The 25018-nt window shown below is 62.4% G+C and carries 26 protein-coding genes; 13 read left to right on the forward strand and 13 right to left on the reverse strand.

Annotated features, from left to right (window positions below; translation table 11 throughout):
* Nucleotide 1 precedes the first annotated feature (1 nt).
* The 5 genes from KBY99_RS03150 to KBY99_RS03170 all read right to left on the reverse strand — a co-directional run bounded on the left by KBY99_RS03150 (nucleotide 2) and on the right by KBY99_RS03170 (nucleotide 4470).
* Complete coding sequence (locus tag KBY99_RS03150) at nucleotides 2–1168, reverse strand: NAD(P)/FAD-dependent oxidoreductase (RefSeq protein ID WP_254997315.1); 1167 nt, start codon at nucleotides 1166–1168, stop codon at nucleotides 2–4.
* Nucleotides 1165–1704 carry a ribosome recycling factor gene (gene frr, locus KBY99_RS03155; protein WP_254937042.1) on the reverse strand — a complete coding sequence of 180 codons (540 nt, stop codon included), beginning with the start codon at nucleotides 1702–1704 and terminating at the stop codon, nucleotides 1165–1167. Before frr ends, KBY99_RS03150 begins: the two co-directional genes overlap by 4 nt.
* 8 nt (nucleotides 1705–1712) lie before the next feature.
* A complete protein-coding gene (gene pyrH / locus KBY99_RS03160; RefSeq protein WP_106502448.1) occupies nucleotides 1713–2420 on the reverse strand; it encodes a UMP kinase in 708 nt (235 codons plus the stop codon).
* 65 nt (nucleotides 2421–2485) lie between these two features.
* Nucleotides 2486–3169, reverse strand: a complete 684-nt coding sequence (cobO, locus tag KBY99_RS03165) for a cob(I)yrinic acid a,c-diamide adenosyltransferase (protein WP_254997316.1) — start codon at nucleotides 3167–3169, stop codon at nucleotides 2486–2488.
* Nucleotides 3166–4470 (reverse strand): site-specific integrase, encoded by a 1305-nt coding sequence (locus tag KBY99_RS03170; RefSeq protein WP_254997318.1) that lies wholly within the window; start codon nucleotides 4468–4470, stop codon nucleotides 3166–3168. Before KBY99_RS03170 ends, cobO begins: the two co-directional genes overlap by 4 nt.
* A 122-nt stretch (nucleotides 4471–4592) precedes the next feature.
* On the opposite strand from KBY99_RS03170, the gene hemH reads away from it, so the two are divergent.
* From hemH to KBY99_RS03195, 5 genes are all read left to right on the forward strand, one after another.
* Nucleotides 4593–5768 (forward strand): ferrochelatase, encoded by a 1176-nt coding sequence (gene hemH, locus KBY99_RS03175; RefSeq protein WP_254997319.1) that lies wholly within the window; start codon nucleotides 4593–4595, stop codon nucleotides 5766–5768.
* Between the two features lie 10 nt (nucleotides 5769–5778).
* On the forward strand, nucleotides 5779–6387 hold the full coding sequence (locus tag KBY99_RS03180) for a M23 family metallopeptidase (RefSeq protein WP_254997320.1): 609 nt from the start codon (nucleotides 5779–5781) through the stop codon (nucleotides 6385–6387).
* Between the two features lie 142 nt (nucleotides 6388–6529).
* Nucleotides 6530–8302, forward strand: a complete 1773-nt coding sequence (gene ilvB / locus KBY99_RS03185) for a biosynthetic-type acetolactate synthase large subunit (protein WP_396111739.1) — start codon at nucleotides 6530–6532, stop codon at nucleotides 8300–8302.
* A gap of 14 nt (nucleotides 8303–8316) precedes the next feature.
* Nucleotides 8317–8688 carry a hypothetical protein gene (locus KBY99_RS03190; RefSeq protein ID WP_254997321.1) on the forward strand — a complete coding sequence of 124 codons (372 nt, stop codon included), beginning with the start codon at nucleotides 8317–8319 and terminating at the stop codon, nucleotides 8686–8688.
* Between the two features lie 20 nt (nucleotides 8689–8708).
* Entirely contained in the window at nucleotides 8709–8915 is a 207-nt protein-coding gene (locus KBY99_RS03195) for a GIVxVP protein (protein ID WP_254930967.1), read from the forward strand.
* 47 nt (nucleotides 8916–8962) lie between these two features.
* Here the strand turns inward: KBY99_RS03195 and KBY99_RS03200 are convergent, their stop codons facing one another.
* Complete coding sequence (locus KBY99_RS03200; RefSeq protein WP_254997322.1) at nucleotides 8963–9403, reverse strand: hypothetical protein; 441 nt, start codon at nucleotides 9401–9403, stop codon at nucleotides 8963–8965.
* A 173-nt stretch (nucleotides 9404–9576) separates the two neighbouring features.
* Here KBY99_RS03200 and ppsA point away from each other — a divergent pair, with 173 nt between their 5' ends.
* Nucleotides 9577–11958, forward strand: a complete 2382-nt coding sequence (ppsA, locus tag KBY99_RS03205; protein ID WP_254997324.1) for a phosphoenolpyruvate synthase — start codon at nucleotides 9577–9579, stop codon at nucleotides 11956–11958.
* A 17-nt stretch (nucleotides 11959–11975) separates the two neighbouring features.
* Here the strand turns inward: ppsA and KBY99_RS03210 are convergent, their stop codons facing one another.
* Complete coding sequence (locus tag KBY99_RS03210; RefSeq protein WP_254997325.1) at nucleotides 11976–13082, reverse strand: metallophosphoesterase family protein; 1107 nt, start codon at nucleotides 13080–13082, stop codon at nucleotides 11976–11978.
* Nucleotides 13083–13331: 249 nt separating this feature from the next.
* Here KBY99_RS03210 and KBY99_RS03215 point away from each other — a divergent pair, with 249 nt between their 5' ends.
* On the forward strand, nucleotides 13332–15035 hold the full coding sequence (locus tag KBY99_RS03215; RefSeq protein WP_254997608.1) for an NAD(P)/FAD-dependent oxidoreductase: 1704 nt from the start codon (nucleotides 13332–13334) through the stop codon (nucleotides 15033–15035).
* On the opposite strand, the gene KBY99_RS03220 is transcribed toward KBY99_RS03215, so the two are convergent.
* The 4 genes from KBY99_RS03220 to KBY99_RS03235 form a co-directional block, all read right to left on the reverse strand.
* Entirely contained in the window at nucleotides 14974–15336 is a 363-nt protein-coding gene (locus KBY99_RS03220; protein WP_254941143.1) for an AbrB family transcriptional regulator, read from the reverse strand. The two genes, KBY99_RS03215 and KBY99_RS03220, sit on opposite strands and share 62 nt — an antisense overlap.
* A 104-nt stretch (nucleotides 15337–15440) precedes the next feature.
* Nucleotides 15441–16256, reverse strand: a complete 816-nt coding sequence (pgeF, locus tag KBY99_RS03225) for a peptidoglycan editing factor PgeF (protein ID WP_254997327.1) — start codon at nucleotides 16254–16256, stop codon at nucleotides 15441–15443.
* A 9-nt stretch (nucleotides 16257–16265) separates the two neighbouring features.
* Nucleotides 16266–17150: a Tab2/Atab2 family RNA-binding protein gene (locus KBY99_RS03230; RefSeq protein ID WP_254997329.1), complete on the reverse strand. Its 885-nt coding sequence runs from the start codon at nucleotides 17148–17150 to the stop codon at nucleotides 16266–16268.
* A complete protein-coding gene (locus KBY99_RS03235; RefSeq protein ID WP_254997609.1) occupies nucleotides 17147–18430 on the reverse strand; it encodes a S1 RNA-binding domain-containing protein in 1284 nt (427 codons plus the stop codon). Before KBY99_RS03235 ends, KBY99_RS03230 begins: the two co-directional genes overlap by 4 nt.
* Before the next feature lie 49 nt (nucleotides 18431–18479).
* On the opposite strand from KBY99_RS03235, the gene KBY99_RS03240 reads away from it, so the two are divergent.
* From KBY99_RS03240 to folE, 6 genes are all read left to right on the forward strand, one after another.
* Nucleotides 18480–19283: a creatininase family protein gene (locus KBY99_RS03240; RefSeq protein ID WP_254997330.1), complete on the forward strand. Its 804-nt coding sequence runs from the start codon at nucleotides 18480–18482 to the stop codon at nucleotides 19281–19283.
* A gap of 44 nt (nucleotides 19284–19327) precedes the next feature.
* Entirely contained in the window at nucleotides 19328–20047 is a 720-nt protein-coding gene (locus KBY99_RS03245) for an aldehyde oxygenase (deformylating) (RefSeq protein ID WP_254941138.1), read from the forward strand.
* Between the two features lie 61 nt (nucleotides 20048–20108).
* Nucleotides 20109–21161 (forward strand): long-chain acyl-[acyl-carrier-protein] reductase, encoded by a 1053-nt coding sequence (locus KBY99_RS03250; RefSeq protein WP_254997331.1) that lies wholly within the window; start codon nucleotides 20109–20111, stop codon nucleotides 21159–21161.
* Between the two features lie 30 nt (nucleotides 21162–21191).
* Nucleotides 21192–22181: an acetyl-CoA carboxylase carboxyltransferase subunit alpha gene (locus KBY99_RS03255; RefSeq protein WP_254997333.1), complete on the forward strand. Its 990-nt coding sequence runs from the start codon at nucleotides 21192–21194 to the stop codon at nucleotides 22179–22181.
* Nucleotides 22182–22219: 38 nt separating this feature from the next.
* The gene (locus tag KBY99_RS03260) at nucleotides 22220–22942 is read left to right on the forward strand and encodes an SDR family oxidoreductase (RefSeq protein ID WP_254997334.1); all 723 of its coding nucleotides are present in this window, start codon (nucleotides 22220–22222) and stop codon (nucleotides 22940–22942) included.
* An 8-nt stretch (nucleotides 22943–22950) separates the two neighbouring features.
* The gene (folE, locus tag KBY99_RS03265) at nucleotides 22951–23694 is read left to right on the forward strand and encodes a GTP cyclohydrolase I (RefSeq protein WP_254997335.1); all 744 of its coding nucleotides are present in this window, start codon (nucleotides 22951–22953) and stop codon (nucleotides 23692–23694) included.
* Nucleotides 23695–23754: 60 nt separating this feature from the next.
* On the opposite strand, the gene KBY99_RS03270 is transcribed toward folE, so the two are convergent.
* Both KBY99_RS03270 and KBY99_RS03275 read right to left on the reverse strand, forming a co-directional pair.
* Nucleotides 23755–24243 carry a hypothetical protein gene (locus KBY99_RS03270; RefSeq protein WP_254997336.1) on the reverse strand — a complete coding sequence of 163 codons (489 nt, stop codon included), beginning with the start codon at nucleotides 24241–24243 and terminating at the stop codon, nucleotides 23755–23757.
* A 53-nt stretch (nucleotides 24244–24296) separates the two neighbouring features.
* Nucleotides 24297–24989 carry a phosphoribosylanthranilate isomerase gene (locus tag KBY99_RS03275; protein WP_254997338.1) on the reverse strand — a complete coding sequence of 231 codons (693 nt, stop codon included), beginning with the start codon at nucleotides 24987–24989 and terminating at the stop codon, nucleotides 24297–24299.
* Nucleotides 24990–25018: the final 29 nt, after the last annotated feature.

Raw genomic sequence — 25018 nt, forward strand, 5'->3', positions numbered from 1 at the left:
TTCAATTGCGCTGAAACAGCAGTCTCCGGATCACACGCTGGGCAATATCGCCATATCCCATCTCGCCGGAAAGGATCTGGGCTATCCGCTGGGGAGCAGTAGGCCGCTTTATGCCGAGTTGATAGCCAACCCGCGGCACCCGGTAGAACACCTGGGCGATGCGCTTGCCCCAGCCCATCGAGGCGCCCCACTCAGCCCGCATCCGATTGGTGTAGCCCACTAGGGCCTGACTATCACCGGCTAGCCAGGGAATCAGAGCTTCGGCGGCCCGGCAGCCGCTGATAAGGGCAGGCCGTAGCCCTTCGGCCAGGAAGGGGTCGCAGAGGGAGGCGGCATCGCCCACCACCACCAACCCGTCATTGGCACCCTGGCCATGCAGGGGGTGGTGGCCATCCCAGATGCGAAGGCGACCAGGCTGGCGAACGCCTGCATGCGGCGGCAGGCCGAGGCTGGGCAGCAGCTGGCTTAGCACCGCCTCGGCATTAGCGGGGTCTCGGCCAATGAAGGTGCCCACGCCAATGCTGTAGCCACCCTTGCGGGGGAAGGTCCAGCAAAAACCGTGGCGCACCAGGCCAAATTCAAAGCGGGCCGTGCTCGGGTCGCTCACCTCGCAATCCACCTCCACCGACACTGTTTCGGCGTAGCGGGGCTGGCTTGGACCAAGGCCATGGCGAGCCGCCAACAGGGAGCCTGAGCCATCGGCGATGACCACGGACCGGGCCTTTAGCTGCAGCGCTTTCCCCTCCGGCCCGCGGGCCTGAAGCTGCCAGCAATCGCCTGCCCGCTGCAGGCTTTCCACCGCTACCCCAGTCAGAAAAGTAGCTCCAGCGGTCTGGGCCTGCTCCACCAAATAAGCATCGAGCACGGAGCGGCGCACGATCCAGAAGGGCGAATCACCGGGCAGGACCGCCGTAACCGGGTCGCCCAGGCACCAGGTGAAGCGCACCTGGTCAATCACCGAATCAACGGCAGGGCTGAGATCGAAGGGAAATAGCCCCTGCATCGAGGCCGCCATGCCACCGCCGCAGGGCTTGGATCGGGGGAAGCTGGCTCGCTCTAGCAGCAGCACCTCTAAACCGCCAGCGGCTAGGTGGAAGGCAGCAGCAGCGCCAGCCGCACCAGCGCCGACCACCGCCACATCAGCCACGCCAGCCGGCGAGCTGGTCACACCTTGAGGATGTCAGCTTCCTTAGTAACCAGAAGCTTCTCAAGCTCAGCGATGAATTTATCGGTGAGCTTCTGCACCTTCTCCTGTTCGTCGCGGCTCTGATCTTCGGAGAGATCGCCGTCTTTTTCCTGCTTCTTTACCCTGTCGATGGCGTCACGGCGCACGTTGCGCAGGGCAACCTTGCCCTCCTCGGCGTATTTGGCAGCCAGCTTGCAGAAATCCTTACGGCGCTCTTCAGTGAGGGGTGGGATGTTGATCCTGATCACCTTGCCGTCGTTGTTGCAGGTGAGACCCAGGTCACTCATGGAAATGGCCTTTTCGATCAGGCCCATCGAACCGCCATCAAAGGGCTGGATCTGAATCGTTTGGGAATCGGGGGTGGAGATGGTGGCGAGGGATTTCAGCGGCGTTTCAGCGCCGTAATACTCCACGGAAATCTTGTCGAGCAGGGAGGGGTTGGCTCGACCGGTACGGATGGTGTTGAAGGTGCGTTGGGTCGATTCCAACGACTTGCGCATGCTGGCTTCCAAATCCATGGCTGGCGTCAGGGGTGAATACGGGTACCAATCGGGTCTCCGGCCACGGCTCGGCCGATGTTGCCAGGGCCGAACAGGTCAAACACCACGATTGGGATGGAGTTGTCCTTGCAGAGGGCAATGGCGGTGCCGTCCATCACCTCCAGCTCGGAGCTGAGCACCTCCAGGAAGGAGAGACTCTCGAAGCGCACCGCATCGGCGTGCTTATTGGGGTCTTTGTTGTAGACCCCATCCACTTTGGTGGCCTTGAACACCACATCGGCGCCGATTTCAGCAGCCCGTAGGGCGGCGGTGGTGTCGGTGGTGAAAAAGGGATTGCCGGTGCCAGCAGCGAAGATCACCACCCGGCCCTTTTCCATGTGGCGGATCGCCTTACGGCGGATGTAGGGCTCGGCCACCTCCTGCATCGAGATGGCGCTCTGCACCCGGGTTGGCACACCGGCCCGCTCCAGGCCGTCCTGAAGGGTGATGGCATTCATCACCGTGGCCAGCATGCCGACATAGTCGGCGGTGGCCCGATCCATGCCAGCGGCCGATCCCTTCAGGCCGCGGAAGATGTTGCCCCCGCCCACCACGATCGCCAACTGGGTGCCACCGGCAACGCAGGCAGCCACATCGGAAGCAATCGACTGCACGATCTCAGGATCGATGCCATAGCCCTGCTCACCCATCAGCGCTTCGCCGCTGAGCTTGAGGAGAACGCGCTTGAAGCCCATTGATACCCCTGATCTGCCGGAGCGTAGCAACGGCCTTGCGAATTAACCTGCCGCCGCGGCCAGGTTCAGAACTCAATCCCCCGTTGAGCCTTGACCCCTTGCTCCCTGAAGGGGTGCCGCACCAGCTTCATTTCGGTCACCAGGTCGGCCCGCTCCAGCAGCTGCGGCGGCGCGCCCCGGCCCGTCAGGGCAACGTGAGTGAGTTCCGGCCGCAGGTCCAGTCCGGCAAGCACCTGTTCAATCCCCAGGTAACCCAGCTTGAGGGCGACGTTTACCTCGTCGAGCACTACCAGCTTGCGACTGGCATCCGCGAGGTAGGCCAACGACTGCTCCCAGGCCTGCTGCACCAGCTGCCGATCACGATCCCGGTCTTGGGTTTCCCAGGTGAAGCCTTCGCCCAGGGCGTGCCAGTGCAGTGCCTCCCCAAACAGCTCCAGGGCTTTTGCCTCCCCGGGCTGCCAGCCCCCTTTGATGAACTGCACCACCGCCACCTGGTCGCCATGACCCAGGGTGCGCAGCGCCAGGCCAAGGGCCGCCGTGGTTTTGCCCTTGCCATCGCCGGTGAACACGAGCACCAGGCCCTTTTCCAAGTTGCGCTCACCAACCCGTTGTTGCTGCACCTCCTTGCGACGGGCCATGCGGCGGCGATAGCCGTCCTGATCAGCTTCTGGCGCCAGATCACCGCCGGGACCCAGCTCCGCCGCTGCCTCATCAAGGCTTGAGGCTTGGTCGCTGGAGTGCTGATTCATGGAGTTAGCAAAGCGGTGACACCACTGTGGCGGTGACGGGCCAGGGCCGCATCCACCGCCTGCTGCTGGTCGCGCCGGGTGATCCAGTGGTGATAGGTGCGGGTATGAATAGCCACCGAGTGGCCCATCATCCGGGCCGCGACCGTGTCCGGTAGGCCGATATGAATGGTTCGCACCGCCCAGGCATGGCGCAGGTCGTAGGGGGTGATCGGCAACTCGTAGCGGCGAAACTGCTCAGCCACCCGGCGGCCCACCTGCTGCAGGGTCGTCTGGCGCAGGTCGGTTGCCACCTCTGGCAGGGGCGGCTGGGAACCCCCCAGCTGCTCCAAGCCGAAATGCTCCACCCAATCGGGCTGGAACGGCCACACCTGATGTTCACCGGTCTTGGAGGTGGGCAGCACCCGAATCACCCGGTCACCACCAGGGGCAAGGGCCGAAAGATCACAAAAGAACACCTCGTGATTGCGCAAGCCGTAGGTGGCCATCAAGCCGTAGGCCAGGCGCCAGGCCGGATTGGGGATCTGCTCGGCCCACAACAAAATCTGAGGATCACCCGGAAGCCGCCGGAACTGGGCCGCATGTAGGCCATAACCAGCAGCCCTCTCACTCCAGTTATCGGGCAGGTCGAGCTCAAAGTGGCGAGCCAGGGCGGCCAGGGCGGTGCCGCACTGCTGGCGGCTGCGACTGCTGGCGGCATAGCTCTCTAGCGCCATTTCAAGTAGGGGCAGACCCAAGGGCAGGTCGCTCTCGGCCGCAACGGCCGCCAGGCGCCGCAGGTAGGGCAGGTAGGCGCTGCTCCAGGTGGTGCGACAACCAGCAGGGTTGCGGCGGCGGCGCGGATCGGCAAAAAACGCTGCTTCAAAAGCTGCCAACCCCAGCAAATCGCCCGCGGCGGGCTGAGTAGCTGCCGGCAACCATGAAGTTGAGGGTGAAGGTGAAGTTGAAGTTGAAGGTGGCTGAGCTTGTTGAACCCCCCAGGCACTCCATGCGAAGCGCCCTTGCTGCAGCTGACGCAACACCTCTTTAAGCCGCTCCCTAGCCAGCTCAAGACCAGCAGTATCGGCAGGCAGCCCGAGACTGATGCGCTGCACCGGGTGGCGGCCCGAGCCCCGGCGACAGGGAAGGGGTCCGCGCAGGCCCAACCTTTGACCGCGCAGCTCTATGCGCAAGGAGACTCCGGCTTGGGCTAGGGCTTGGTTTGCCTGGGCGAGGCCGATCTGCAAGTTGGCCAAGGCTTCAGTGGAAACTGCTGAGCTGGCATCTGCCCTAGCCAGATCCAGCTCCACCGCTGCTTTTGCCATGGGCCCAGCACAGAGGCTGATGTTCCAGCACACAACTTGACGTTATCGATCCTGCGCCTTGGTCGCTAGGGGAGGAGCGGCAGCGTTACGCTCTCATCCTCTGAGCCGCGTGGAACGAGGGCATGGCCAAAGTTGGCGTGCTGCTGCTGAACCTCGGTGGACCCGAGCGTATCCAGGACGTTGGGCCGTTTCTTTACAACCTGTTTTCCGATCCGGAAATCATTCGGTTGCCCAATCCAGCCCTACAAAAACCGTTGGCCTGGTTGATTAGTACCCTGCGAGCTGGCAAGTCCCAGGAGGCGTACCGCTCCATCGGTGGTGGTTCACCGCTGCGGCGTATCACCGAGCAACAGGCCCGCGAACTGCAGAGCGAACTGCGCACTCGCGGCATCGAAGCCACCAGCTATGTGGCGATGCGCTACTGGCATCCCTTCACCGAGTCGGCTGTGGCCGACATCAAGGCCGACGGGGTTGAGGAGGTGGTAGTGCTGCCCCTCTATCCCCACTTCTCGATCAGCACCAGCGGTTCGAGTTTCCGCGAGCTGCAACGATTGCGCCAGGCCGACAGTTGCTTTTCCCGGCTGCCGATCCGCTGCATTCGCAGCTACTACGACGACCCCGGCTACGTGGGTGCCATGGCCGGCCTGATTGCCCGCGAAATCCAGGCTTGCCCCGAGCCCTCAAAAGCCCATGTGTTTTTTAGTGCCCATGGGGTGCCTAAGAGCTATGTGGAGGAGGCGGGCGACCCCTACCAAAAAGAGATCGAAGCCTGCGCCCAGCTGATCATGGAGCGACTTGATAGTGATCTGGGCTTCGCCAATCCCTTCACGCTCGCCTACCAGAGCCGGGTAGGTCCGGTGGAGTGGCTTAGGCCTTACACAGATGATGCCCTGCAGGATCTCGGCGCCGCTGGCATCAAGGATTTGGTGGTGGTGCCGATCAGTTTCGTCAGCGAGCACATTGAGACCCTCGAGGAGATCGATATCGAATACCGGGAGATAGCGACCGAGGCAGGCATCATCAATTTCCGGCGTGTGCCAGCCCTAGACACCACCCCGGCCTTCATCAACGGCTTGGCCGATCTGGTGCAGCAGGCCATGGCTGGGCCCGAGGTGAACCTCGACCAGGCCGCCGAATTGCCCAGCAAGGTGAAGCTCTACCCCCAGGACAAATGGGCCTGGGGCTGGAACAACAGCTCTGAAGTTTGGAATGGGCGCTTGGCGATGGTGGGATTTTCCGCTTTCCTGCTGGAGCTACTCAGTGGAAAGGGACCCCTGCATGCGCTGGGCCTGCTCTGAGCGCCCTCTAATGCAGAGCCGTCTAATGCGGGCCGGACTGACCGCGGCGGCGGTCGTGTTCAGCGGCAGCGCCTGCCTGCTGCTGTCCAGCTCTGCGGGGCTGGCCCAGAGTCGCTGGCAGATGGGGGTTTTTCCCGTCACCAGCTTCCTGGCCTACACCAGCCATTTCGGTACCCGCACCGGCCCCTGGGGTCGGGTTGAGCCCCATTACGGCCTTGATATCGCGGCGCCCATGGGATCGCCGATCCGCAACTGGTGGGCTGGCTCAGTGCAGGACGTGATCAACGACGGAGGCTGCGGCTTGGGGCTGGTGATTCGTTCGGGCGATTACGAGCACATCTACTGCCATTTGTCCGGCCGGGTTTCAGGCGGCACCTACAGCAGTGGTCAGGTGCTGCTGCGCCAGGGCCAGGGCGTACGCACGGGGCAACTAATCGGCCATGTGGGCATGAGCGGCCGCACTACTGGTCCACACCTGCATTGGGGCATGCGCCATGGCGGTCGCTGGCTAGACCCAGCCCAGATCCTGCGAGCTATGGCAGCCGGCAGGCGCCAGCAACCAGGTCGGGCAACTGCCCCGAAAGCGCCGCCGGCAACTAGGGTTGCCGTAATCCGTTAACCGCCAAGTTGATTGGCCTGCAGCAGCCGTGACGCTGACGCCCCTCGCCTCTGCGGCCCAGTCCGCTACCGCCACAACCAGTGGTGATGACACTGTTTCTGAAGCTTTTGCTCCTCAGCGAGTAAACGGCGGCTATGCCCTGATGGATGCCCTGCATCGCCATGGAGTGCGCCACATCTTTGGCTATCCCGGCGGCGCGATCCTGCCCATCTATGACGAACTGCACAAGGCAGAATCCCGTGGCTGGTTGAAGCACATCCTCGTGCGCCATGAGCAGGGCGGCACCCATGCGGCCGATGCCTACGCGCGAGCCACCGGCGAAGTTGGCGTCTGCTTTGGAACTTCGGGGCCTGGCGCCACCAACCTGGTCACCGGTATCGCCACCGCCCAGATGGACTCGGTGCCGATGGTGGTGATCACCGGGCAGGTGCCGCGGGCCTCGATTGGCACCGACGCCTTCCAGGAAACCGACATCTTCGGCATAACCCTGCCGATCGTGAAGCACTCCTGGGTGGTGCGCGATCCCCGCGACATCGGCAGGATCGTGGCTGAAGCCTTTTTGATTGCAGCCAGTGGCAGGCCCGGCCCTGTGCTGATTGACGTGCCCAAGGACGTCGGTCTGGAGGAATTTGACTACACGCCGGTGGCTCCGGGCTCGGCGATCCCAGCTGGATTCAAGTTGCCACCCAGCCCCGACCCCGAGGCCGTTGCCGCGGCTCTGGCCTTGATCCGCCAAGCCCGTCGCCCCCTGCTCTACGTCGGTGGCGGAGCCATCAGCAGCGGGGCCCATGGCGCCGTGAAACAGCTGGCCGAACGCTTCCGCCTGCCTGTAACCACAACCTTGATGGGTAAGGGAGCCTTCGATGAGAAGCACCCCCAATCGGTGGGCATGCTCGGCATGCATGGCACCGCCTATGCCAATTTCGCAGTCACAGAGTGCGATCTGCTGATTGCCACCGGTGCCCGTTTCGATGACCGGGTCACAGGCCGGCTGGATGGCTTTGCGCCCCGGGCCCAGGTGATCCACATCGATATCGACGCGGCGGAGATGGGCAAAACCCGCCTACCCGATGTGGCCTTGGTGGCCGATGTCCAGGCCGCGCTAGCAGCCCTTCTGGCTGCCTCAGCCCAGGACAGCTCGGAGGGCCGCACCGAAGCCTGGTTGCAGCGCATCGACAGCTGGAAGCAGAACTATCCCCTGGTGGTGCCCGATCCGGAGGGAGACATCGCCCCCCAGGAAGTGGTTGTCGCCCTGAGGGAGCTGGCACCAGATGCCTTCTACACCACAGATGTGGGCCAACACCAGATGTGGGCCGCCCAATTTCTACACAATGGCCCCCGGCGCTGGATCAGCTCGGCGGGCCTTGGCACGATGGGATTCGGCATGCCCGCAGCCATGGGCGTGCAGACCGCCTTCCCGGATGAGAAGGTGATCTGTGTTGCCGGCGACGCCAGCATCCTGATGAACATTCAGGAACTGGGCACTCTCAGCCAATACAACCTGCCGGTGAAGGTGGTGGTGATTAACAACGGCTGGCAGGGCATGGTGCGCCAGTGGCAGGAGAGCTTCTACGGAGAGCGCTACTCGGCCTCGGAAATGACCAATGGCATGCCTAATTTCGCAGCTCTAGCGGAATCCTTCGGCGTTCGGGGCGTGCGCATCGACGAACGGGCCAACCTGCGCCAGCAACTGCAGGAGGCCCTTGACCATCCCGGGCCTGCCTTCATCGATGTCAAGGTGCGCCGCAACGAGAACTGCTATCCGATGGTTCCCCCCGGCGCCAGCAACGCTCAGATGGTGGGGCTGCCATCCCATCCAGAGCTAGCTATCGACACGAGCCGCCATTGCCACTCCTGCGGTAGCACCACCGAAAGTGCCCACCTTTTCTGCCCCAGCTGCGGCGCCAAGCTTTGAGATGGCTCGCCGCATTGCTGGCGGTTCTATTGGTGTGGCCTGGAGCCGCCTTGGCGGCCGAGGTGCTGCAAGTGCGGGGGGCAACCCTGCTCCAGCTAGGCGACCAAAACCGTAGCTACACGGTGCAGCTGGCCTGTGTGGAGGTAGCTGAAGCTCAGCAGGCTGAGGCAGTGGCTTGGCTTCGCCAAGCCGTTCCTCGCCACACCCGCGTCAATTTGCGGCCGATGGGACAAAACCAGGGTGTGCTGTTGGCAAGGGTTCAGCCGCTTGCTTCCGTGCGTGGCAGCACAAACCAAGCAGCAGATCTTGGCAACGGTTTAATCGCAGCTGGTCTGGCTCAAGCCGACTCACACGCCAGCGCCGACTGTGCCAACGTCGCAGCTTGAATGAGGCCACTTATCTGCCCATGAGTCTGAATCGCACCGCCAAGGGCATAGTGCTAGTGCCCTCCCTGCTGCTGGGGGGAGCCTTCCTGGCGGCGGGGGTATGGAGTGAGGGCCCCGCGGCGAGTAATAAAACCCTGGCCCTTAGCTTGGGCGGATTGTTGATGGCGGCTGGGCTACTGGCCCAACTCCTACCGGAGAGCAAGCCAGAGTCTTCCGACTCCGACTGATCTCCAGTCAAAGGGCAAGTTTGATCTCCAGTCAAAGGGCAAGCTAGTTACTTCTTGGGCTGGGCTTTGGTGGCCTGGGCTGTGTACTGGGCGATCACTTCGTCCACAAATTTTTTGTCGTCGGCGGTGATCTTGGCGTAACAGCCCTGCTTAACCCGGCCCACAATCTGCACAATGCTGCCGTTGACAATCTGGGCGGCTTCAAGCTTGCCGCTGCCAGCTATCTGACCGCCATGGGCAGCGGTCACCACGTAGGTGATCGCCTTGGCATTGGAGATAACGGCGTTCTGCACGGCCAATTTTTGCTCTACCGCCAGCTCACAGACGTTGACGGCGGCGGCGAGAGCCAGATCGTTCATGGTCTCCAGGCTGACTGGCTTGGCCGCAGCGGCGGCGGCCCCAGGCGACTGGGCGAAGACAGGAGCTCCCAGCAGAGTGGTGGTACTTAGGGCGGAAGCAGCGATCCAGGCGAGGGAAAAGCGAGACACAGAAACTTGCGAGCAACGAAAAAGCTTCACCCCACTGTGCCACCTATTTCGAACCAGCGGCAGGGGGTGTGGGGCCTGCATCGCTGGCTTCACAGTTAAGACAACGCCCCAAGAAGGCGCCAGATTCAGGGTGGCTGCCAACTACCCATGCCAACAGCCGCGAACTGCTCGTCGTGCCGTTCGCGGCAGTTGGTATCGGGGCGATCGCCGAGGTGGGCGGCAAAAACGCCTCCCTAGGCGAAATGATCCGCGAGCTCGCGGGCCAGGGTGTGCGGGTGCCTGGAGGCTTCGCCACCACAGCCGCCGCCTACCGCCACCTACTGCGCAGCAACGACCTCAGCACTCCACTGCAGGACCTACTCCAAAACCTGGATGCTGATGATCTCGGTGCCCTGCAGGCCGCCGGCAAGGCCGCCCGCAACCTGCTGCTGAACACCACCCTGCCCGCCGACCTCAGCGAAGCGATCCTGGCCGCCTATCGAGAGCTGGCAACACCAGATGGCGTTTTGCCAGCGGTAGCAGTGCGCTCGAGCGCCACAGCCGAAGACCTGCCCGATGCCAGCTTTGCTGGCCAGCAGGAGACCTTCCTCAATATTCAGGGCGAAGCTGCCCTGCTGCAGGCCTGCCGGCGTTGCTACGCGTCGCTGTTCACCGACCGGGCCATCTCCTACCGCCAGCTCAATGGTTTTGACCATCTGGAGGTCGCCCTTTCGATCGGCGTGCAGCGGATGGTGCGCTCCGACCTGGCCTGCGCCGGGGTGATGTTCAGCATCGACACCGAGACAGGCTTCCGCGACGCGGTGCTGCTCACCGCCGCCTACGGCCTCGGTGAAAACGTTGTTCAGGGCGCCGTTAACCCCGATGAAGTGCTGATTTTTAAGCCAACGCTTGAGCAGGGCTTTGCGCCGATCCTCAGCAAGCGACTGGGCAGCAAGGCGATCCGGATGGTGTACGGGGAAGCGGGGATCACCGTGACAAACGAGCCCGTGCCGGAAGCCGAGTGCAACCGCTTCGCCCTCAGCGATGACGAGTGCCTCACCCTGGCCCGCTGGGCCTGCCAAATCGAGCGTCACTACAGCGCTAAGCGTGGCGCCCCCACGCCGATGGACATCGAGTGGGCAAAAGATGGCCTCACAGGCGAGCTGTTCATCCTCCAAGCCCGTCCGGAAACCGTGCAGTCGCGGCAGCAGCAGGCGGTGCTGCGCAGCTGGCACCTGGAGCCCCATCAGGCGCAAACCCTGGTGAGCGGCCGCGCCATCGGCGCCTCGGTGAGCAGCGGCGTAGCCCGGGTGATTAAGGATCCCGGCGAAATCAGCCGTTTTGAGGCTGGCGACCTACTGATCACCGAACGCACCGACCCCGACTGGGAACCAATCCTCAAACGAGCCAGCGGCGTGGTGACCGACCAGGGCGGCCGCACCTGCCATGCGGCGATCATTGCCCGCGAGATGGGCATTACGGCCATCGTCGGCACCGGCGATGGCACCCAGCGCATCCATGACGGCGACGCCATCACGATCAGCTGCTGCGAAGGCGATGTCGGCCGGGTGTACCGGGGCAACCTGCCGTTCAGCGTCACGGAGCAGGCCATTGACGATTTGCCCGCCACCCGGACCCGCATCCTTATCAATGTGGGCAATCCGGAGGAGGCCTTCAACCTCGCGGCCATTCCCTGCGACGGGGTGGGCCTGGCCAGGCTGGAGTTCATCATCGCCAATCACATCAAGGTGCACCCGCTGGCCCTGCTCCAGCCTGAGCGGGTTGCTGACGCCCAGCAGCGGCAGCAGATAGCCCGGTTAACGGCCGGCCACACCAGCCCCGCCGAGTACTACGTGGATCTACTGGCCCAGGGCATGGCCCGCATTGCAGCGGCTTTCTATCCCAGGCCGGTGATCCTGCGCTTTTCCGACTTCAAGAGCAATGAATACGCTCGCCTGCTTGGGGGAGCTGCGTTTGAACCCAACGAGGAGAACCCGATGCTCGGCTGGCGGGGCGCCTCCCGCTATTACGCCCCCGCCTTCCGCGCTGCTTTTGCCCTCGAATGCCAGGCCCTTAAACGGGTGCGCGATGCCATGGGACTCACCAATGTGATCCCGATGGTGCCTTTCTGCCGCACCCCCGAGGAGGGGGATCGGGTGTTGGCCGAAATGGCCCGCTCCGGCCTGGTGCGGGGTGAAAACGGGCTTGAGGTGTATGTGATGTGCGAGCTACCAAGCAACGTGATCGCGGCAGAGGCGTTTGCGGAGCGCTTCGATGGCTTCTCGATCGGCTCCAACGACCTCACCCAGCTCACCCTGGGGCTGGATCGCGATTCAGCCTTGGTGGCTGAGTTGTTTGACGAGCGCCATCCGGCCGTGAAGGCCATGATTCGCCTGGCAATCCAAAGCGCCAAACGCTGCGGCCGCAAGATCGGTATCTGCGGCCAAGCCCCCAGCGACTACCCCGATTTCGCTCGCTTCCTGGTGGAGGAGGGCATTGATTCGATCAGTCTCAACCCCGACGCCGTGATCGCCACCCGCCTGGAGGTGGCCAGGATCGAGGCCAGATTGGCCTGAGCCGCCAACCGCGTCTCTCAGCCGATCCGCCGCAGCGGCGGTCCCTGACTGGGTTGAATCTGGGCCGGTAGCTGCTGGCTGCTGATCGACTCCAGGGTGGTCATGTTGTAGCTGGTGTAGGTCGTGCGTCCCGCGCCATCACCCTGGGGCCAGAAGGCATCGATCACGGTGAGGGTCTGCACTGGAGCCGTGCTGTCCTGCAGCCGGCGGCGCGGACCGCTGCCCAGGGCGCCGAGGTTGAGCAGGTCCAGTTGACCCACCCGGCCTGGGAAGAAGGCGTGATGGTGGCCGCTGATGTAGGCATGGGCGCCGGTGCGCTCCAGCAATTGGCGCAGGGCCTCGCTCTGCTGCAACACCTCGCCAGGCCGGTCCCGGCCCTCTCCTACGGCCAGCAGCGGCAAGTGGCCAAGCACCAGTCGCAACCGGGCCGATTGGGCCTCGGGGCTGCGCAGCTGGCGCTCGGCCCAGGCCACCTGTTCGGCGGGCAGGGCGGCCGAGGAGGCATCCCACACCAGCAGGAAAAGGTCGTTCTGACGCACGCTGTAAGCGAAGGGAAAGCGGCTGGCATCAACAAACTTCAACCCCAAGGCATTCTGCTGGCCGCGCCAATAACGCTCGGCCTCCTGGCGATCGAGCTCAAATATGTAGTGGCCCCCAGAACGGGCGGAAGAGGCGTCGTGGTTGCCCATGGTGATCGCCACCGGCAGCCCAGCCCGCTCCAAAGGTGCCAGCAGTTGGCGATGGAAGGAGGCCCACATGGCGCTGAGGTGTACCCGGCTGAGGCCCTGCTTCTGGCCCGCCACCATGTCGCCGCCGCAGAGCACCAGATCGGGTTTCCAGCTGGGGATCAGTTCAACGGCCCGCAGCACCTCCGACAGGTAGCTGGTGGAGCCGTAGCTGCTGTTGAGATCGCTGATCGCCACCAGGCGCAGGTCGCCCCGGGGCGGCAGCAGCGGTTTGGCACCGCCTCTAGGGGCGGCAGCGGCCTCAGGGCTCAGGCCTGATGCCGCAAGGGCGGCCACTCCCAAGCCAGCCAAGCTGAGGAAGCCACGTCGGGAGACGAACGCACCAGGCCAGGTGACCATCGGCCAGGTGAGGTTCTTCGGCGTGCTGCGCTGGAACATACCCATGGTTTAGCGCCCCGCCTAGGCAGACAGACGCCAGAGCAAGGTGCCGTGGGCCGTGGCTCGCAGCACACAAAGGACCGCCAGGGCCATGCAAAGGGGGCAGTGGGTAATCGACAAAGAATCGACGCCGCATCGACCTCCAGCCTGGCAGCCCAATTCAATTTCAGGCGCAGTGGAGCCAAGACTGCTGAAATAACGCCATGAATTGCGCCCGGCTCCCGTGCAGGCGCCCCCTTGGAGTCGGTAGTGCTGCGCCTGAGCGAATTGAAGCTGCCCCTCGACCACAGCGAGGCCGACCTGGCGGCGGCAGTGCTGAGGCGCCTGCGGCTCGCCCCCGATCAACTACTTGGGTTGCGGCTGGTTAAGCGCAGCGTTGATGCCCGCAAGAGCGCGGCGATCACCCTCGTTTACAGCCTGGATCTGGATTTGGACCTTGATGCCCGTGCCGAGGCCCGGCTCCTGAAGCGCTTTGCCGGCGACCCCCATCTGCGGCCCAGCCCCGACACGACTTATCACCCCGTAGTAAGCGGAGCCAACGCAGGAAAGCTGCGACCAGTGGTGGTGGGAGCTGGTCCCTGCGGCTATTTCGCGGCCCTGCTGCTGGCCCAGATGGGGTTTCGTCCCCTATTGCTGGAGCGGGGCAAGGCGGTCAAGGAGCGCAGCGCCGACACCTTCGGCTTTTGGAAGGGGAGCGCTGACTTCAATCCCGAATCGAATGCCCAATTTGGCGAGGGTGGGGCTGGCACCTTCTCCGACGGCAAGCTTTACAGCCAGGTGAGCGAAGCCAAGCCCTACGTGCGCAAGGTGCTGGAGGAGCTAGTTGCCGCAGGCGCTAACCCTGACATTCTCACCCTGCACCACCCCCACATCGGCACCTACAAACTGGCCACGGTGGTGCGGGGGTTGCGGCAGCGAATCGAGGCCCTAGGGGGCGAGGTGCGCTTCGAGTGCCGGGTAGACGGCCTGGAGCTAAATCCCGTGGACCGCTCCATTCAGGGTCTGCAGCTCGATAGCGGCGAACGAATTGCCGCCAGCCAGGTGGTGCTGGCCCTTGGCCACAGTGCCCGGGACAGCTTTGAGATGTTGAAAACCGCCGGCGTGGCGATGCAGCCCAAGCCTTTCGCCGTTGGTCTACGCATCGAACACCCCCAGAGCCTGATTGACAGGGCCCGCTGGGGGCAGGCCGCCGGCCACCCCCGCCTGGGCCCAGCTGAATACAAGCTGGTGCATCACTGCCGTGAGACAACCAACTTGGGCCGCAGTGTCTACAGCTTTTGCATGTGCCCGGGGGGATTGGTGGTGGGGGCTACCTCGGAGCCAGGTCGAGTAGTCACCAATGGCATGAGCCAGCACACCCGCAACGAACGCAATGCCAACAGCGGCATCGTGGTGGGTATCGAGCTAGCCGATCTGAAGCCCTACGGGGAAAGAGACGACGATCCCCTCGCCGGCGTTGCTTTTCAGCGCTATTGGGAGGGGCGCGCCTTTGTTACAGGCGGATCTAACTACCAAGCACCTGCCCAGCGGGTTGGAGATTTCCTCGCCAACCGCCCAAGTCAGGGCAGTGGCGGAGTGATTCCTTCATACCAACCAGGAGTTTGCTATGGGAATTTGGCTGGCTGCCTACCGGAGTTCGTTCTGACAGCTATCCGAGAGGCCCTGCCCGCCTTCGATCGCCGCATTCCAGGCTTCCTAATGGGCGATGCCCTGCTCACCGGTGTAGAGACCCGCACCTCGTCGCCCGTGCGGCTACCCAGAGATGAAATAACCCTGGAGTGTGGCAACACCCCAGGGTTATACCCAGCCGGCGAGGGAGCTGGTTATGCCGGCGGAATCCTCTCGGCAGCAATTGATGGCATCAAAGTGGCCGAACAGGTAGCCCTGTCAATCACTCTTCCTCGTCCTCAGCACCCAGTGGTACCAAGCGAATCTGTTTGCGACCCAACTTGATTTCGAACTCATCGCCAGGCTTGAGGTCAAGCATGCCTGTATAAGCCTTGCCGACCATCAAGTTGCCGTTGAATTGGACCTTGGTGTTGAAGCTGAGTTTGCGGCCGCCCTTCCCGGTTTTGGCTGCACCGCCAAAATCGACTCCCTTGGCATTCAAGAGAGCCTCGTAGAAGGCTGTGAAATTCAGCCGTTCCGAACCGTCTTTTTTGTGGGAGACATAGCCGCAAGCGCGAACCAAGTCAGACTTGCTCACATCCCCGAGTTCTTTGACCTTGGCGAGAAGGTCGACACCAGTGAGCATTGATGATAGTTATGCAACTTCTGCATTATTGCGCAGAAACAGGCCCGAATGCAAGCTACGCGGCTTTGATTGAAGGCGAATCTAGCTCGAAACAGCGCCAAGATTCAAGCCTGAGAAACAATGCCGCTCCACTGCACCGCCTTCACCTGATCGCGCCGCCAGGAGTGAAAAAGCAGTGGTTCGCTGGCTGTGCAAAGAGGGCAGCGGCCAATTTGCGCCGTGGGCACCCCAAGTCGCTCCAGTTGGAGCTGGGCGGCAAGGCGAATATCAAGGCGGTCTTTCATAGGGTCTGGATCGGCCTGCAGAGCGCCGCACTGACGCAACTGCTCAAGCAGAACAGGCAGCAAAGACGCATCAGGGGTGGCGGCTAGAGACGCCGCAACCTGTTCAGACACCAGCCGCTGCACTTGGTAGGAGCCACCGCCGATCGCTGGTCCTAGGGCCACCAGCAGCTCGGCCGGCCGACTGCCTCCATCCACCAGCTGCTGCACGGCGCGCTCGAGGATGCCTCCAGCCACACCGCGCCAACCAGCGTGGCAAGCCGCCACCCGGCCAGTAGCGGGATCAGCAATCAGCACCGGGGTGCAGTCAGCGCCACAAGCCCAGAGGCTTTGGCCGCCGGCATCACTAATAAGACCATCGGCCTCGGGAAAGGGATCGGCGCTGGCCTGGCTGGCTGGCAAAACCACGGCACTGTGCACCTGGCGCAGACGGTGCACACTCACCCCAGCGCTCACATAAGCCGCCAGCACCTCAGGCCCCCGTCCCTGCCATTGACGTGTAAAGAAGCCATGCTCAAACGACTGGAGCAGGTCGCACTGGAGGTAGTAGCCGCCATAGGTACCTACCCAGGTCCAGCCGGGCAAGGAATTGAAGTCCCGGTCGGGACGATCAAAGGGGGGATCAACCGCTTCGGCCATCGTGGGGAATCAAGCGTCGGGAAGATCGCGCAGCAACCAGAAGCCTTCAAAGCGCTGGTCCTGCTCGCTGGCCTGAACGGCAAGGAACTGAAGGCCACCGGCCTGCTCTCGGGCGGCAGCAAAAGCGGCAGTGGCCACCTCTGCCTCCTCAGCCGGCAAGTTGGTGAGCAGCCAGCGATCCTCAAGGCCTGCCTCAAGTACTAGCTGCGGTCCACTGATCTCAAGCCGCACGGGTTCGAGCCCAGCCAGCCAGCCGGCTAGGGCCAGGGCCCTGGTGGAGCTGAATAGGCGAATGCCCGGCACCGGCAGCTCGGCAGCCCCCGCCTCCGGTAGGGGTACGAGGCCCGCAAAGCCAACCTCCCACTCCGATGCAGCGGCTAGGACACCCAAGGGCAAGGTGGCCCAGGCCCAGCTGTCTCCCCGCGCCTCTTCCGGCAAGGGCACCGCAATCGGTCGCAAAGCCTGGGGAGGCGGTGCTAACGGGCCCGCCATGTAGCCGGGCTCCTGGGGATACACCAGGCGCTCGCGCTCCTGCAGCCAGTTGACTAGGGCGTAGGTACGGCGGCTGGCCACCAGCTCCAATCCCAGCCCCTCAGCCGCCCGCTGCACCATGGTGCGCATTGAGCCTCGCCAGCAGCGCAGCCGCCGAGGCGGCCCAAAACCCTGGGCGGCAGCACCAGCCAATGCTGCCTCCAGAGCCTCCCTCAGCCAGATCGAATTAACGCTGGTGGCAGGGCAGGCCTGGGCCCAGCGGAAGGTTTCGCTCGCTACCTCCCCTGGTCCGGGCACCTCAGGGGTGGAACAGATCAGCAGCTCCCAGCGCTTTTTGCCATCTTCTTCAAGGATGGGGCGAGAGTAGTAGTCGAGCTCCCAATCTGGAGCGGCCTGCTTCATCCGGCCCCTTGTTCTTGCTGGCGCAGCACGGAGCGGGCCCGGTTGGCCCGCTCTGGAGCCTCAGCCATCACCTTGTCTCGATCAATCAGCAGTTCACCGGGCTGTCCCTCGAGAAGGGCGGTATTGAGGGCGATGCGGCCTCGGCCCGGATCCAGCTCGGTGATCAGGGCCTTGACCCGGTCTCCCTGGCCAAAAACCTCACGCAGGTCCCGCAGCTGACCACCACTAATTGCCGATTGGTGCAACAAACCGCTCACACCGCCTAGATCGACAAACAAGCCATAGGGCTTAATTGCCACCACCTGGCCTTCAACCAGCTGACCAACCTCCAGGTTTTGGAATAGGGCTGCAGTGGCAGCTTTCTTCTCCGACAACACCAACTTGCGGGTCTCTGGATTGACCTCTAGGAAAGCGGCACCAAGGGTCTTACCCACCAAAGCCTCATGGTTTTCGCCCTCCTGCAGCTGGGAACGGGGGATGAAGCCGCGCAATCCCTCAAGTTCACAGGTGACACCACCTCGATTGAAGCCGTTCACTTTGACCTGCACCACCTTGCCCTCCTTCTCCAAGAGCCTCACCTTCTCCCAGCTCTGGCGCAGGGCCAAGGCACGGGCGCTGATGGTCACCATGCCATCGGCGTTTTGCTCGCCGGTGACGAGCACATCCACCTCCAGCCCCTTGGGAAAGGTCTCCTTGAGGTTGGTGATCACCCCCAGGCCGCACTCTTTCTTGGGCATGAAACCCGGCGCCTTGCCGCCGATATCCACGTAAACGCCATCGCTTTCGACACCGATCACGGTGCCGCGCACCACCTCTCCAGTGGTGCCATGGGGCTCGTGGTCGTCGAGAGCCGCCAGAAAGGCTTCTTCGTCAAAGTCGAAATCGTCGACGCTCCGCGCCGTGGGCTTGGTGCTGGGCTCTCCGGCAACAGCAGCCTTGGGAGCACGCTTCTGACTCGGGTCAGGGCCCAGCAGGTCGGCCATGGTGAGGCCCTCCATGGACCCCAGGTCAAACAGCTCGTCGTCGTTTCGGACAGGAGTGCTGGCAGGTGCCGCAACCCGGTTAACGGGAGCGAGCTGAGCGGGAGCCTGGGGAGCTGAGGCAAGCGCAGGCTCAGTCGCAGACGGCTGCGGGGCTGGCTCGTCCTTGCGGATCATCAACACCTGGGGCGGCTTACGCAGGGGCGCCAGCGGCTGGGGGCGTGCAGGCACTGGGCGCGCAGGACCAGGGGGCACGGGCCGGGATGAGGATGAGGGCGGTTGACTGCCGGTACCGGCCATCTCCACTAAGGGCTGAGAGCCCCACACTGTAGTGATCAGTCCTCAAAAAATGCCCCAGCAGCGCCACCTTGAGCAGCTGGCCTGGCCGCAGGTTCAGGAGCTTGCAGCCCAGCCAGGAAGCACTGTTGTCTGGCCCTGGGGGGCGGTCGAGCAACACGGCCCCCAACTGCCGCTCGGAACGGATGGTCTGTTTGCTGAGCGAGTGCTAGACGCAGTTTTGGTAGCGCTGGAGCCAAGCCTGCCCATCGTGCGGCTGCCGCTGCAGAGCATCGGCTTCTCCCCAGAGCACCGTGGTTTCAGTGGCACCATCAGCCTCCCCCCCCAGGTCCTGATCGAGCAACTGGTGGCCGTAGGCCACGAACTGGCCAGCACAGGTTTTCAGCGCCTGGTGTTGTTTAACGGACACGGAGGCCAGATATCCCTGCTTCAGACCGCCGCGCGCCAGCTGCGGGCGGAGCGGCCCGAGCTAGCCGTGCTGCCCTGCTTTTTATGGAGTGGTCCCGAGGGGATCGCCGAGCTCATCCCCGAGCCGGAGCGCTCCGACGGGCTGCACGCGGGCCTGGCGGAAACCAGCCTGATGCTGCACCTCGCCCCCCAGCTGGTGGGCGAGCAGCGCCCCTGCGATGGCAAGCGAGGCGAGGTCATCCCCGCGGGTTGGAGCCTGGAAGGGGCCGCCCCGCTTGCCTGGCTCAGCCAGGAACTCAGCCTGACCGGAGTGGTTGGCGACGCCCGCGGCGCTTCTGCAGCCCTGGGAGCCCAACTTTTTGACCGGTTGGTGGCAGGTTGGCAGCACCGCTTCGAAACCCTGCTGGCCAGCCCCTGGCCAGGCCTAGGGACGGTCAAAGTTCGGTAGGGAGTGGTTACAGTCTCAAGATCAGATCCAACAGCGCGGCTGCCATGACAACTCTTGCTCCTCACAATGTTTCCGAGGCGTTTCCTGCAGACCAACTGCCCGACTTCAGCACTGATACCTACAAGGACGCCTACAGCCGCATCAACGCGATCGTGATTGAAGGCGAGCAGGAAGCTCACGACAATTACATCTCTATCGGTGGGCTGCTCCCTGACCAAGCTGAGGAGCTGACCAAATTGGCCCGCATGGAGCTGAAGCACATGAAGGGCTTCACAGCTTGCGCCAATAACCTCGGCGTCACTGCTGACATGCCGTTTGCTAAGGAGTTCTTCTCTCCCCTGCACAACAACTTTCAGAAGGCTTTAGCTGAAGGCAAGGTCACAACCTGTCTTTTGATTCAGGCCATTTTGATTGAAGCATTTGCAATTTCGGCCTATCATATCTATATTCCTGTAGCTGATCCATTTGCCCGCAAGATCACCGAAGGTGTAGTCAAAGATGAGTACACACACCTTAATTACGGTCAGGAATGGCTGAAAGCCAACCTTGAAACGGTGCGAGGGGAGCTGGAGCAGGCAAACCGTGAGAATCTCCCCTTGGTGCGCAAGATGCTCGAGCAGGTCGCGGGTGACGCGGCTGTTCTGCAAATGGACCAGGAGGATTTGATGGCCGATTTCCTCACCTCCTACCAAGAGGCTCTGCTCGAAGTTGGCTTCACTTCCAGGGAGATCGCCAAAATGGCAGCTGCTGCATTGATCGGCTGAAGCCCCCTGCCAGGCGTGTCGTGGCAAGATGTAGCGTCCGCGACATCCTCTGGGGTTGCCCATGTTCGGCCTGATCGGTCACTCCACAAGCTTCGAGGCTGCCCGCGAAAAGGCTCGCACTCTTGGCTTTGAGGAGTTTGCCGAGGGTGACCTCGACGTCTGGTGTAGTGCCCCTCCTCAACTTGTGGAGCATCTTCAGGTCACCAGCGCCACAGGCAAGACCATAGAAGGGGCATACATCGACTCCTGCTTCGTGCCAGAAATGCTGAGTCGGTTTAAAACCGCTCGCCGCAAGGTGCTCAGCGCCATGGAGCTAGCTCAAAAAAATGGTATCGATATCACCGCTTTGGGCGGATTTACCTCGATCATTTTTGAAAATTTCAACCTGCTCAAGGAGCAGCAAATCCGCTCCACCACCTTGGAATGGGAGCGATTCACTACCGGAAACACCCACACCGCCTGGGTGATTTGTCGCCAAGTTGAAACCAATGCCCCCAAGCTCGGTATCGATCTGAGCCAAGCCCGGGTTGCAGTCATCGGGGCTACCGGCGATATCGGCAGCGCTGTATGCCGCTGGCTGAGCCAGCGCACTGGAGTCAAGGAGCTTTTGTTGGTCGCCCGCCAGCCCCAACCCTTACTGGATCTACAGCAGGAGCTTGGCGGCGGCCGGATCCTCAAGCTGGAGGAGGCCCTGCCGGAAGCAGATGTGGTGGTTTGGGTGGCCAGCTTGCCCCAAACGCTGAGCATCGATGCTGCCAGCCTTAAGTCGCCCTGCCTGATGATCGACGGCGGCTATCCGAAAAACCTAGACACCAAGGCCAGTGGCAACGGCATCCATGTATTGAAGGGGGGCATCGTTGAGTTTTTCAGCGACATCACCTGGCAAATGATGGAAATGGCTGAAATGGACAACCCCAAACGTCAGATGTTTGCCTGTTTCGCCGAGGCCATCCTGCTGGAGTTCGAAGGTATCCACACCAACTTCAGCTGGGGGCGCAACAACATCAGCCTCGACAAGATGGATCTGATCGGTGCCGCTTCCCTGCGCCATGGCTTCCAGGCCCTGGGGTTGTCCGCCCAGATCGATCCCACCCCGGCCTTGACTACTGCCTGAATACCTTTCGTCCCCTTGCCCATAGCCGCCATGGCCCGCCGCGCCTTGCTGGAGTTCGAAAAACCCCTCGTTGAGCTCGAAGAGCAAATCGAGCAGATTCGCCAGTTGGCTCGCGACTCGGAGGTGGATGTGAGTCAGCAGCTGCTACAGCTCGAGACCCTGGCCACCAGGCGTCGCAAAGACATCTTCGATGCCCTGACGCCCTCCCAGAAGATCCAGGTGGCCCGCCACCCCCAGCGGCCCAGCACCCTGGATTACATCCAGGTGATTACTGATGAGTGGCTGGAGCTGCATGGCGACCGCCGTGGCAGTGACGACCAGGCCCTAGTGGGTGGGGTTGGCAGGATCGGTGAGCAGGGTGTGGTGCTGTTCGGACATCAAAAAGGACGCGACACCAAGGAAAATGTCGCCCGCAACTTCGGCATGGCATCCCCAGGGGGCTATCGCAAGGCGATGCGGCTAATGGAGCATGCCGATCGCTTTCGCCTGCCGATCTTGAGTTTCATCGATACGCCGGGGGCCTACGCGGGGGTGCTGGCCGAGGAGCAGGGGCAGGGTGAAGCGATCGCCGTCAATCTGCGTGAGATGTTCCGGCTGCGGGTGCCGATTCTTGCCACGGTGATCGGCGAAGGCGGATCTGGTGGCGCCCTGGGAATCGGCGTCGCCGACAGGCTGCTGATGTTCGAGCACAGCGTTTACACAGTGGCCAGCCCAGAGGCCTGCGCCTCGATCCTGTGGCGGGACGCAGGCAAGGCCTCCACTGCCGCTGAGGCTCTCAAGATCACAGGCCCTGATCTTCTCAAGCTCGGCATCGTTGACCTGGTGTTGCCCGAGCCTGCCGGCGGCAACCACTCGGCTCCTCTCCAGGCCGCTGAGACCCTGAAATCTGCCCTACTGGAGCAACTCAGCCAACTGCAGGGCCTAAGTGAATCCCAATTGATCGAGCAGCGCTACGCCAAATTCCGCCGCATGGGAAGGGTGCTCGACAGCGAGTCCCCAATTGCTTCCCCCAGCTCTTAAGATTTGCTTCAGGTCCCGTTGCCTCCCAGAGCCTGCCTTTGCCTGATTCAGCACCTGTTGCTCTGATCACCGGCGCCTCGCGAGGCATAGGTGCAGCAGCAGCCCACAAGTTTGCCGCTGCCGGCTACGATTTGCTCCTGCTCGCCAGGACTACTGCCGACCTCGATTCGCTTGCGACGGATCTAAAGCCAACTGGCAGGAGAATCGAATCCATCGGCCTCGATCTCGCCGAGCCTGCCACTATTGCTCCCGGACTGGAAGACCTCTGCGGCCGAGGCCTCACACCTACTGTTGTAATTAACAATGCCGGCGTTGCCTATACAGGCTCCTTGGCAGAGATGCCCTTGGAGCAATGGCAACGGTTGATGCAGCTCAATCTCAGTGCTGTATTTCAGGTGTGCCAGTCGCTGCTTCCAAGACTCAGGCAGGCTGGCGGCGGACATATCATCAATCTGAACAGCCATGCAGCCCACCAAGCCTTCCCCGACTGGGGCGCTTACTGCGTTAGCAAGGCCGCTCTCCTCTCCCTTAGTCGATGCCTTGCCGTCGAAGAACGCCCCTTTGGCATACGGGTAAGCACCCTTACCCTAGGTGCGGTGAATACGCCTCTCTGGGAGAGCGAAAACGTCCACAGCACGTTCGATCGCCGTGCCATGCTTGACGTTGAAAGGGCATCTGAAGCCCTGCTGTACTTGGCCCAACAGCCAGCCACCTCAGTGGTGGAAGATCTCACCCTCATGCCGGCCGCCGGCGCGCTTTGAGCCCCCCTATGACTTCCACCCTGCCGTCCAGCATTCCTTCGCGCCCCATTACACCCGATTCGGCTCCCCTGCCCATAAGTCTGCGAATCCGTGAGCGTCTTGACGCGGCAGGAGTTGCTTATCTCGCAAACGACAACATTTCTGACCACCTGCGCGATGGTGAGCTCGAGCAGTTGGAGATTGAGGTGGCGGGCAAGGTTCGAGAATTGCTACGTAGTCTCGTCATCGATATAGACAAAGATCACAACACCGAGGAGACAGCTGAGCGTGTCGCCCGGATGTATCTGCACGAAGTCTTTAAGGGGCGCTACCACGAGCAGCCAAAGATCGCCAGTTTCCCAAATGTCAAAAAGCTGGATGAAATTTATACCGTTGGTCCCATTACCGTTCGCTCAGCCTGTTCTCACCACTTGGTGCCCATTTTGGGCAATTGCTGGATTGGTATCAAGCCAGGCGATCGGGTGATTGGCCTGTCCAAATTCTCTAGAGTTGCCGATTGGGTATTCTCAAGGCCTCATATTCAGGAAGAAGCTGTAATGATCTTGGCCGATGAGATCGAGCGTCTTTGCGAGCCCCAAGGTCTGGCGATTCTGGTAAAAGCCCAGCACTACTGCATGAAGTGGCGTGGTGTGAAGGAGCCCCAAACCAGCATGGTCAATTCTGTGGTGCGAGGCGATTTCCGTATAGATCCAAGCCTTAAGGCTGAATTTTTCGAGCTGGTTAAGCAGCAGGAGTGCATGCTTTCTACCTAAAGCGAAAGCTTTAGGTAGAAAGTCACCTTCCCCGAAGACCAACCTCCCCGAAAATCAACCTCAGGGTTTGCTGCCAATTGGTCCAATGGCCGGAGAAGCCTGCCGGCTAGAGCCACCCCCTTGGGCTGGCAGCGCTATCACCACCATTACCTGGGCTGAAACGTCTTGAAGCTGCAAGACGTAGCTCGGCCCTGTGGCGCCGTCAATCAGCAGCCACTGGTTGGCACCAGGGCTACGCCGGTACCAGTGAAACGCTGAGGGTGGCAATGCGGCCAAAACGTCGGCTACGGCCGTGGCCTGTAGGACTGCCCCCTGCACGGCTTCACCCTGGAGCACCAGCTGCTGCAAACCATCGATTTGCTGCTGAACTGCACTCTCCTGTTGCAGATCCGTATTGATCTGCTGGCGCAGTGCACGGATCTGGGACTGGGGGTCGGCACTCACCCCTGGTACGCAGGAAAGCTGGCCATCCACCAGCTGGCAGCCCACTAGGTCCTGGGCCCGTACCGGTGCCAGCGGGCCTAGTCCTAAACCTGAGCCAATGGTCAACGCCAGGGCCCAGAGGGATGGACGAAGAAGCGCAGATGTACGAAACAAACCCATCAAGAAGGGGCAAGACCCACCGATCTTGACTGGGAAGGCCCAGGGAGGCCAGCAACCCGTACCGCAGCCACTAGTGCGGCAACCTGATCGAGATCCTTATTGCCTGGGCTTAGCTCCACGCCGCTGGAGGCATCGAGGCCTGTGGGGCGCAGCTGGGTAAGCACTCCCGGCACCCGGTCGGCCCGAATGCCCCCCGCCAGCCACCAGGGAAGAACTGGCGTAAAACCCTGCAGCCACTCAATCGGAATGCGGTGGCCGGTACCGCCCAACTGGTCGGGCACCCAGGCATCGAGAAGCAAGGCATCCACCACCAGGGCGTAGTCAGCGGCCCGCTGCAGATCTTCCGGCCTGCGAATCCTCAGGGCTTTCCAGATCTCACAGCCCAAGCGGGAGCGCAGCTGGCCGCAGAGCTGGGGTGTTTCTGAGCCGTGCAACTGCACCACATCATGACCCTGTCCCAGCTCTAGTTGGGCCCACTGCTGATCGAGCGGATCGGCCACCACCAGCACACCGCGGCAGCCAGGCGCCGCGGCCCGCATCGCCCCAAAAAGCGCCGGCCGGTGTTCAGCCTCAAGGAAGCGAGGCGAGCCCGGCACCCCGATCACGCCGATCGCATCCACCCCCAGTTGGGCCACCGCTGCGGCCTGGTCCGTTTCCCGCAACCCACAGATCTTCAGCAGGGGGGATGCCATGGCGAGGGCAAAGGCTCTCACCCCTTTCT

It is taken from the genome of Cyanobium sp. Maggiore-St4-Cus (assembly GCF_024345615.1).
In the GTDB taxonomy this organism is placed as follows: Bacteria; Cyanobacteriota; Cyanobacteriia; order PCC-6307; family Cyanobiaceae; genus Cyanobium_A; species Cyanobium_A usitatum.

Excerpts from the sequence above, each read along its gene's own strand:
- frr (WP_254937042.1), bottom strand. The coding sequence starts at position 1,704 with ATGGATTTGGAAGCCAGCATGCGCAAGTCGTTGGAATCGACCCAACGC.
- pyrH (WP_106502448.1), bottom strand. The coding sequence starts at position 2,420 with ATGGGCTTCAAGCGCGTTCTCCTCAAGCTCAGCGGCGAAGCGCTGATG.
- cobO (WP_254997316.1), bottom strand. The coding sequence starts at position 3,169 with ATGAATCAGCACTCCAGCGACCAAGCCTCAAGCCTTGATGAGGCAGCG.
- KBY99_RS03170 (WP_254997318.1), bottom strand. The coding sequence starts at position 4,470 with ATGGCAAAAGCAGCGGTGGAGCTGGATCTGGCTAGGGCAGATGCCAGC.
- hemH (WP_254997319.1), top strand. The coding sequence starts at position 4,593 with ATGGCCAAAGTTGGCGTGCTGCTGCTGAACCTCGGTGGACCCGAGCGT.
- KBY99_RS03180 (WP_254997320.1), top strand. The coding sequence starts at position 5,779 with ATGCAGAGCCGTCTAATGCGGGCCGGACTGACCGCGGCGGCGGTCGTG.
- ilvB (WP_396111739.1), top strand. The coding sequence starts at position 6,530 with ATGGATGCCCTGCATCGCCATGGAGTGCGCCACATCTTTGGCTATCCC.
- KBY99_RS03195 (WP_254930967.1), top strand. The coding sequence starts at position 8,709 with ATGAGTCTGAATCGCACCGCCAAGGGCATAGTGCTAGTGCCCTCCCTG.
- KBY99_RS03210 (WP_254997325.1), bottom strand. The coding sequence starts at position 13,082 with ATGTTCCAGCGCAGCACGCCGAAGAACCTCACCTGGCCGATGGTCACC.
- KBY99_RS03220 (WP_254941143.1), bottom strand. The coding sequence starts at position 15,336 with ATGCTCACTGGTGTCGACCTTCTCGCCAAGGTCAAAGAACTCGGGGAT.
- pgeF (WP_254997327.1), bottom strand. The coding sequence starts at position 16,256 with ATGGCCGAAGCGGTTGATCCCCCCTTTGATCGTCCCGACCGGGACTTC.
- KBY99_RS03230 (WP_254997329.1), bottom strand. The coding sequence starts at position 17,150 with ATGAAGCAGGCCGCTCCAGATTGGGAGCTCGACTACTACTCTCGCCCC.
- KBY99_RS03235 (WP_254997609.1), bottom strand. The coding sequence starts at position 18,430 with ATGGCCGGTACCGGCAGTCAACCGCCCTCATCCTCATCCCGGCCCGTG.
- KBY99_RS03240 (WP_254997330.1), top strand. The coding sequence starts at position 18,480 with ATGCCCCAGCAGCGCCACCTTGAGCAGCTGGCCTGGCCGCAGGTTCAG.
- KBY99_RS03245 (WP_254941138.1), top strand. The coding sequence starts at position 19,328 with ATGACAACTCTTGCTCCTCACAATGTTTCCGAGGCGTTTCCTGCAGAC.
- KBY99_RS03250 (WP_254997331.1), top strand. The coding sequence starts at position 20,109 with ATGTTCGGCCTGATCGGTCACTCCACAAGCTTCGAGGCTGCCCGCGAA.
- KBY99_RS03255 (WP_254997333.1), top strand. The coding sequence starts at position 21,192 with ATGGCCCGCCGCGCCTTGCTGGAGTTCGAAAAACCCCTCGTTGAGCTC.
- folE (WP_254997335.1), top strand. The coding sequence starts at position 22,951 with ATGACTTCCACCCTGCCGTCCAGCATTCCTTCGCGCCCCATTACACCC.
- KBY99_RS03275 (WP_254997338.1), bottom strand. The coding sequence starts at position 24,989 with ATGGCATCCCCCCTGCTGAAGATCTGTGGGTTGCGGGAAACGGACCAG.